Source organism: uncultured Caldilinea sp. (assembly GCF_937128415.1).
In the GTDB taxonomy this organism is placed as follows: domain Bacteria; phylum Chloroflexota; class Anaerolineae; order Caldilineales; family Caldilineaceae; genus Caldilinea.
On sequence record NZ_CAKZMJ010000093.1, the window covers coordinates 34,875 to 42,925 of the forward strand.

The following is an 8,051-nucleotide window of genomic DNA, read 5'->3' on the forward strand; positions in this document are numbered from 1 at the left end:
GATGAACAAGCCCCGACGCAGTTGGCGTCTGACAAACAAATTATGCGCGCTCACAGCCTGTTTCGTTCATTCTTCGCCAGAAGATGATGGTATGCTATGCGATTGGAGTGCAACATGTGCGTGCGCAGAGGCCGCATCAATTACCTGTTTTGACTGGACGGATAAGTCTGCTATGCCCAAACGAACCGACATCTCTTCCATTTTGATCATCGGCTCCGGCCCAATCGTCATCGGTCAGGCCTGTGAATTCGATTATTCCGGCGTGCAGGCGTGCAAGGCGCTGCGTCAGGAGGGGTATCGCGTGGTGTTGGTCAATTCCAACCCGGCGACGATCATGACCGACCCCGAGTTCGCCGACGCCACCTACATCGAGCCGTTGACCGTCGACGTGCTCGAAAAGATCATTGCGCGCGAGCGTCCCGACGCGCTGCTGCCCACCGTGGGCGGGCAAACCGGCCTTAATCTCGGCGTGGCGCTGGCGGAGGAGGGCATTCTCGACCGTTACGGCGTCGAGTTGATCGGCGCCAACCTGCGCGCCATCAAAGTGGCGGAAGACCGCCAGCTCTTCAAAGAGGCGATGACCGCCTACGGCCTGGAGTCCCCACGCAGCGGCGTGGCGCGTTCCCTGGAAGAGGCGCGCCAGATCGCGCAGTGGATCGGCCGGTATCCGATCTTTATCCGGCCCAGCTTCACGTTGGGAGGCAGCGGCGCCGGCACAGTCTTCACCCCTCAAGAATTCGATGAAAAAGTGGCGTGGGGACTGAAGGAAAGCCCCGTCCACACCGTGCTGATCGAGGAGTCGCTCATCGGCTGGAAGGAGTACGAGCTGGAGGTGATGCGCGACGCCGCCGATAATTTCGTCGTGATCTGCTCCATCGAAAATCTCGACGCCATGGGCGTGCACACCGGAGACAGCATCACCGTGGCGCCGGCGCAGACCCTCACCGATAAGGAGTATCAACGCCTGCGCGACCAGGCGCGGCTCGTGATGCGCGCGGTCGGCGTGGAGACCGGCGGCAGCAATGTGCAGTTCGCCGTCGATCCGCAGACCGGCCGCGTCGTGGTGATCGAAATGAACCCGCGCGTCTCGCGCTCCTCGGCGCTGGCCTCGAAGGCGACCGGCTTCCCCATCGCTAAGCTGGCCGCCAAGGTCGCCGTCGGCTACACGCTCGACGAGCTGAAGAACGACATCACGCGCAAAACTGTCGCCGCCTTCGAGCCGTCCATCGACTATGTTGTCGTCAAGATGCCGCGCTGGGCGTTCGAGAAGTTCCCCGGCGTCGACCGCGAGCTGGGGCCGCAGATGAAGTCCGTGGGCGAGGCGATGGCGATCGGCCGCACCTTCAAAGAGGCGCTGCAGAAGGCGGCGCGCAGCCTGGAGATCGGTCGCGACGGCCTCGGTCCGCTGGAGCGCGACCCTTTCACCGGCGGCTACAAGGGCTACGATCCGGACGTCACGCTGCACGACCTGCTGCGCATTCCCAACCGCGACCGCCTTTTCGCCGTCTACGAGGCGCTGCTGCGCGGCGAGAATCAGGCGATGATTTCGCAGCTCACCGGCTACGATCCGTGGTTCGTCGCGCAGATGGCGCAAATCGCCGACTTCGAGCGCAACTTGACGACGCTCGACTACGCCACGCTGCGCAAAGCCAAACGCATGGGCTTCAGCGACCGGCAGATCGCGCGCATCCTCAATCAGAAAATGGAGCGGGAACAGGGAGAGCGGGAGAGCGGGAGAGCGGGAGAGCGGGAGAGCAGGAGAGCGGGAGAGCAGGAGAGCGGGAGAGCAGGAGAGCAAGAGAGCGGGAGAGCGGGAGAAGGGGAGGCGTTGCGCACGCCGCTCACGGAGATGGATGTTCGCCGGCTGCGCATCGCACTGGGACTCACGCCCACCTATCATCAGGTGGATACGTGCGCGGCGGAGTTTGAAGCTTACACCCCTTACCTGTACAGCAGCTATGAAAGCGAAAGCGAAGCGCCGCCGACCGAACGCCGCAAGGTCGTGATCCTGGGCGGCGGCCCGAACCGCATCGGTCAGGGCATTGAGTTCGACTATTGTTGCTGCCACGCCGCCTTTGCGCTGCGCGACCTGGGCTATGAAACGGTCATGGTCAACTGCAACCCGGAGACCGTGAGCACCGACTACGACACCAGCGATCGGCTCTACTTCGAGCCGCTGACGCTGGAAGATGTGCTCAACATCGTGGAGCGCGAAAATCGAGGCCCGCGGGGCGACGCCGCCGACCTGGTGCACGGGGTCATCGTTCAATTCGGCGGCCAGACGCCGCTCAACCTAGCCAATGCGTTGCAGGCGGCCGGCGCCCCCATCCTCGGCACCTCGCCGGAAGCCATCGATCTGGCGGAGGACCGCGATCGGTTCGCGGCCTTGTTGAAAACGCTGGATATCCCGGCGCCGGAGCACGGCACTGCGCGCACGATTGAGGAGGCGGTCGAAGTCGCCGCGCGCATCGGCTATCCGGTCGTGGTGCGCCCCTCCTACGTGCTGGGTGGACGCGCCATGGCCATCGTCGATTCAGAGGCGGACCTGCGCCGCTACATGGCCGAGGCGGTGAGCGTCGTCGAAGGCAAACCGGTGCTGATCGATCAGTTCCTGGAGGACGCCTTCGAGATCGACGTAGACGCCGTCGCCGACGGCGAGCGCGTGGTGATCGGCGGCGTCATGCAGCACATCGAAGAGGCCGGCATCCACAGCGGCGACAGCGCGTGCGTCTTGCCGCCGTACAAAATCAGCAACTATCACCTGAGCATCATCCGCGAATATACGGAAAAGCTCGGCCTGGCGCTTCAGGTGCGTGGGCTGATGAACGTGCAATACGCCATCAAAGACGACGTCGTCTACGTGCTCGAGGTCAATCCGCGCGCCAGCCGCACCGTGCCCTTTGTCAGCAAAGCCACCGGCGTTCCGCTCGCCAAGATCGCCGCGCGCGTGATGGCGGGCGAATCGCTGGCGGAGATCGGCTTCCTACGCGAGCCGGAGCTGGACGGCTTTTTCGTCAAAGAGGCGGTGTTGCCCTGGAAGAAGTTCACCGGCATCGACGCCCTGCTGGGCCCAGAGATGCGCTCCACCGGCGAGGTGATGGGCCACGCGTCGAGCTTCGGCCATGCCTTCGCCAAGAGTCAGCTTGCAGCCGGCGCCGGCCTGCCGTTGGAAGGAGGCGTGCTAATCACGGTCAACGATTTCGACAAAGGCAGCGCCCTGAAGATCGCACGCGACCTGCATCGCATGGGCTTCAAGCTTTACGCCACGCCCGGCACCGGAGCCTATTTTGCGCGCGCCGGTCTGCCGGTGACGATCTTGCAAAAAGGCAGCAGCGACCAACCCGGCTACAGCACGCTCGACGCGCTGCGCGACGGCAAAATCCAGATGATCATCAACACACCGCTCGGCGCAAACGCCCGCGAGGACGGCGCCCGCATCCGCCGACTCGCCACGCGCATGGAGATCCCGCTGATCACCACGCTCTCGGCGGCGGCGGCGGCGGTGAGCGGCATCCGCGCGCTGCGCCAGAAAGAGCTGCGCGTGCGCAGCTTGCAAGAGCATCATCATCTGGTCAGGGCGTAAGAGAATGGAGGCGCAAAAGGCGCATGCGCGTCGACGTCAAGCCGTTGACCCATTGGGTCATCTACAAGGGCTACAAGGTGCGCTTCACGGCGCGGCGTCCGCCGGTGGCCGAGGGCGTGCTCACGACGCCGGAGGGCGCTGAAATTCGTTTCGCCTATGATGCGTCTACGCGCGTTGTCACGCTGCCCGCGGAACGCATCCGCATCAATGAGTACGGATGGGAAATAGAGCGCATGCGCCATGAGCCGACCAACGATGCATAAGTATCCGGTTGTTGCGCTGCAGCCGGGCCGGGAAAAGCCGGTGCGCCAGCGCCATCCGTGGGTCTTCAGCGGCGCCATCGCTTCGATCTCGGAGGACGCCGCCGACGGCGCCATCGTCGATCTCTGTGACGCGCAGGGCGCCTTTCTGGCGCGCGGCTACCTCAATCGTCGCAGTCAGATTCAGGTGCGTCTCCTCACCTGGGACGCTGCGGAGGCGATCGACGCAGCCTTCTGGCGACGCCGGTTGCAGGCGGCCATCGCCATGCGGAGAGAACTTCCAGAGGTGCAGGGCTGCACTGCCCTGCGCCTGGTCAACGCGGAGAGCGACTATCTGCCCGGCTTAACCGTCGACCGACTGGACGATTTTCTTGTCTTGCAAGCCGGGACGCTGGGCGTCGAGCAACGCAAGCAGATGCTGGCGGAGCTGCTGCTCGAGTTGACCGGCTGTCGAGGCGTCGTCGAGCGCAGCGACATGGCGGCCCGTCGCCTGGAAGGGCTGCCTGCGGCCAGCGGTCCCCTGGCAGGCGAGCCGCCGCCCGAGCTGATCGAAGTCCTCGAGGATGGTTTGATCTTTCTCGTCAACTTGCTGCACGGCCAGAAGACCGGCTTCTACAGCGACCAGCGCGCCAATCGACGCCGCGTCGCCGCCTACTGTGCAGGCAAACGCGTGCTCAACGCCTTCAGCTACACGGGCGCCTTCGGCCTGCACGCCTTGCGCAGCGGTGCAACGCACGTCGTCAACATCGACAGCAGCGTGCCTGCGTTGGAGCTGGCCGAAGCCAACTTGCGTCGCAACGGCTTCGACCCCGATCGTCAGGCGGAAAACATTGCGGGCGATGTTTTCCAGGTGCTGCGCGACTGGCAGGCCGACCCGGCGCGCCGCTACGACGTCGTCATTCTGGACCCGCCGAAGTTCGCCCACAATCAGGCGGCGATGGAGCGCGCGCTGCGCGGCTACAAAGAGATCAACCGGCTGGCGCTGGGGCTGTTGTCGCCCGGCGGCGTATTGGCCACCTTCAGTTGCAGCGGGCTGGTCAGCGCAGAGCTTTTTCAGAAAGTCGTCTTCAGCGCAGCGATCGACGCCGGACGAGATGTGCAGATCCTGGAAACGTTGCGGCAGAGCGCCGACCACCCGGTGGCCCTCACCTTCCCGGAGGGGGAATATCTGAAAGGCTTGATTGTGCGGGCGGCGTGTGCGCCGCGAGAGGCCCATGCGTGAGACTTACGAACCCTTCCTGCGTCAGTTGCGCCAAGATCTCTGCGGGCCGTTGCCGGGACGCGCCGCCCAGTATCAGATGGCGCCGCGTCCTCGCCCCGGCGCCGAACTGGGCGACGAGCCGCGGCCGGACGCGCGCCAGGGCGGCGTGTTGCTCTTGCTCTATCCGCATGAGGGTCAAATTTTTCTGCCGCTGATCCTGCGCCCCAATTACCCCGGAGTGCACAGCGGCCAGATCAGCCTGCCAGGAGGCGGCTACGAGCCCTCAGACGACGATTTGACGGCGACTGCCCAACGCGAGACCTACGAGGAGATCGGCGTTCACCCCAGCCAGTACACCGTGCTCGGCCATCTCACCCCGCTTTATGTCGCCGCCAGCAACTTTATTGTGCTTCCGACGATCGCCTGGATCGACTATCGGCCTGCGTTCCACACCGATCCATATGAGGTGGCGGCGTTGATCGAGGCGCCGCTCCTTCTCCTGCTGAAGCCGGAGACGCGACGCGTGGAACCCTGGATTTTACGAGGGCGTCAGATCGAGGTGCCTTATTTTGCGCTGGGGGATCACGCCGTGTGGGGCGCAACCGCAATGATGCTGAGCGAACTGTTGGCGCTGCCCGCCATGAAGCTGGCGCCCGGCCGGTCGAACGCGTAAAGACGCTGCGGAGTCACAAATGTTCAGTTTTGCCGCAGCAAAACGCACGTGATAGGATCGAATGTCGTGAGTATGAAATTTACAGAGGAACCGACTCTTTTAGACGCCAATCCATCGGCTGCAGGCGAACAAACAGTTTATGCGTTAAGCCTGGGATGGAGGATTCTGATTTCCCTGCTTCTTCTGGCGCTCGTGGCGCTGTTGGGTATGCTGCTGCAATCGTCCAAAGCGGCGAGCGCAGCGCCCGCCGAGCGCCCTCCCACGCAAAGCATGGCCGACCGCCTGGTGTTGGCCTTCTATTACACCTGGTTCGATGAATCCACCTGGACTTACGACAAGCTGAGCGACCTCCCCGCCGAGCCCTACGTGAGCCGGGATCGCGGCGTCATGGGGCGCCACATCGAACAGGCGCAACGCGCCGGCGTCGACGCGTTTGTCGTAGCCTGGTACGGCCCCACAGGCGCCAGCAATCAGACCGAACCTAATCTGGCGGCGCTGTTGGAGGAAGCGGCGGCGCGTGGCTTCAAGATCGCTGTGCTTTTTGAGACGGACTCTCCTTTTCTCGGCGGCGTTGGCGCCGTCAGCGCTGCGCTTCGTCACCTGCTCGACGTGCACGGCAATCATCCTGCCTATCTGCGCGTGGACGGACGGCCCGTGATCTTCTTCTGGCGCCCTTCCCTGTACGGAGTCGAAACCTGGGCGACCATTCGCAATCAGGTCGATCCGGGCCGCGCCGCCATTTGGGTCGGCGAGGGGGTGGACGTCTCGTATCTCTCCGTCTTCGACGGCCATCACCTGTACAGCAACACATGGAATCCGCCCGCCGACCTGACGGCCACCAATCGCCGCTTCGCCGACCGCGTCGAAGCGATGCGCGCGCGCGTCGGCGCAGATCGCTTCTGGGTGGCGACGGTCATGCCCGGGTACAACGACCTCAAGATTCGGCCGGGGTCGGGCTTCGCCAGAGACCGCGAAGGCGGCGCCTATTACGAGCGCTCCTGGCAGGCGGCCATCGACAGCAACCCGCGCTGGGTGGTGATCAACAGCTTCAACGAGTGGCCGGAAGGCAGCTACATCGAACCGAGCGCCGGGTTCGGCGACCTTTTTCTGGGGCTGACGGCGACCTGGAGCAGCCGCTTTAAGGCCGGCGTCCCTGGGCAGCAGCCGTCGGCGGAGGCTCGGGCGTTCGCGGCGGCGCCGGCTTCCACAGGCGCTGCTGCGCCGATCGCTGTCGTCAAGACCCCTGTGCTGAACCTGCGCGCAGGCCCCGACGTCTCCTTTGCGCTGCTGGGTCGCGTGGTCGAAGGCGCCCGGCTCCCGATCATCGGCCGCTCGGACGACGCAACCTGGTGGCGGGTCAGGACATCCTTCGGAGAGGCGTGGGTCTTCGGCGGACTGGTGGAAGCGCTTGGGCCGCTCGAAGACATCGCCGTCTTCCCCAACGCTGCTGCTTCGCCCGCCGGGCCGGGCAGCGCAGGCGGAAGCACAAACGCCGCCTCGCCCACCTTCACCATCACCGTCAACGGTCAGCCGGTTCTGTTGCGCCAGGTGCAGGCGACGAACCCATAAACGTTTTGAGCAAGCCGGACAGGAGCCGGAACGAATATGAGCGCCTCATTTCATCGTCCAATTTTCGACAAAGTCAGCCTTCATCAGGACATCGCCAAAGTCTTGGTGGACGAGGTCTCGCTGCGTCAACGCGTGCGCGAGCTCGGGGAGATCATCAATCGAGAATACGCCCACAAAGATCTGTTGCTTGTCTCGGTGCTCAAAGGCAGCATTATTTTCATGGCGGACCTGATCCGGGCCATCACCATTCCTCACGAGATCGACTTCATGGCGACCAGCAGCTATGGCACGGGCGTGAGCAGCAGCGGCGTCGTGCGCATCCTGAAAGACCTCAACACCTCGATCGAAGGCCGCAACGTCATCATCGTGGAAGATATTATCGACAGCGGCCACACCTTGAACTACCTGGCGCGCATCTTGCAGGAGCGGCGGCCTGCTTCCTTGCGCATTATGACGTTGCTCGACAAACCGGAGCGCCGGGAGGTCGATATCCACGTCGATTGGGTGGGGTTTTCGATTCCCAACGAGTTCGTCGTCGGCTATGGGCTGGACTACAACGAAATTTATCGCAACCTGCCCTACATCGGTGTGCTGAAGCCAAGCGTCTATGGAGCGCCTGAGTAAGCCGGCGATTCGCAGCGCGCTTTTAGGCGCCGTTCTTCTGGCGTTGCTTTGGACGCAGCCGCTGCGCGCGCAGCAGGACGGCGCCTACACCGTGGCCCCAGGCGATACGCTCGGCGCCATCGCCGTGCGCTTTGGCGTCAC

7 protein-coding genes are annotated in these 8,051 nt (G+C 63.9%); all 7 read left to right on the forward strand.

Annotation, left to right across the window (positions count from 1 at the left end):
• Positions 1 to 172 precede the first annotated feature (172 nt).
• A complete protein-coding gene (gene carB, locus Q0367_RS17550; RefSeq protein WP_298983827.1) occupies positions 173 to 3,583 on the forward strand; it encodes a carbamoyl-phosphate synthase large subunit in 3,411 nt (1,136 codons plus the stop codon).
• Between the two features lie 23 nt (positions 3,584 to 3,606).
• Positions 3,607 to 3,846: a hypothetical protein gene (locus Q0367_RS17555; RefSeq protein WP_297638118.1), complete on the forward strand. Its 240-nt coding sequence runs from the start codon at positions 3,607 to 3,609 to the stop codon at positions 3,844 to 3,846.
• Complete coding sequence (locus tag Q0367_RS17560) at positions 3,824 to 5,065, forward strand: class I SAM-dependent rRNA methyltransferase (protein ID WP_298983828.1); 1,242 nt, start codon at positions 3,824 to 3,826, stop codon at positions 5,063 to 5,065. Before Q0367_RS17555 ends, Q0367_RS17560 begins: the two co-directional genes overlap by 23 nt.
• Positions 5,058 to 5,717 carry a CoA pyrophosphatase gene (locus Q0367_RS17565; protein WP_298983829.1) on the forward strand — a complete coding sequence of 220 codons (660 nt, stop codon included), beginning with the start codon at positions 5,058 to 5,060 and terminating at the stop codon, positions 5,715 to 5,717. Before Q0367_RS17560 ends, Q0367_RS17565 begins: the two co-directional genes overlap by 8 nt.
• A gap of 72 nt (positions 5,718 to 5,789) precedes the next feature.
• On the forward strand, positions 5,790 to 7,286 hold the full coding sequence (locus Q0367_RS17570; protein ID WP_297638109.1) for an endo-1,3-alpha-glucanase family glycosylhydrolase: 1,497 nt from the start codon (positions 5,790 to 5,792) through the stop codon (positions 7,284 to 7,286).
• Positions 7,287 to 7,322: 36 nt separating this feature from the next.
• Positions 7,323 to 7,910 (forward strand): hypoxanthine phosphoribosyltransferase, encoded by a 588-nt coding sequence (hpt, locus tag Q0367_RS17575; protein ID WP_297638106.1) that lies wholly within the window; start codon positions 7,323 to 7,325, stop codon positions 7,908 to 7,910.
• The coding region (locus Q0367_RS21145; protein WP_363325886.1) for a LysM domain-containing protein at positions 7,894 to 8,051 on the forward strand (158 nt) is incomplete at its 3' end. The genes hpt and Q0367_RS21145, both read left to right, overlap by 17 nt.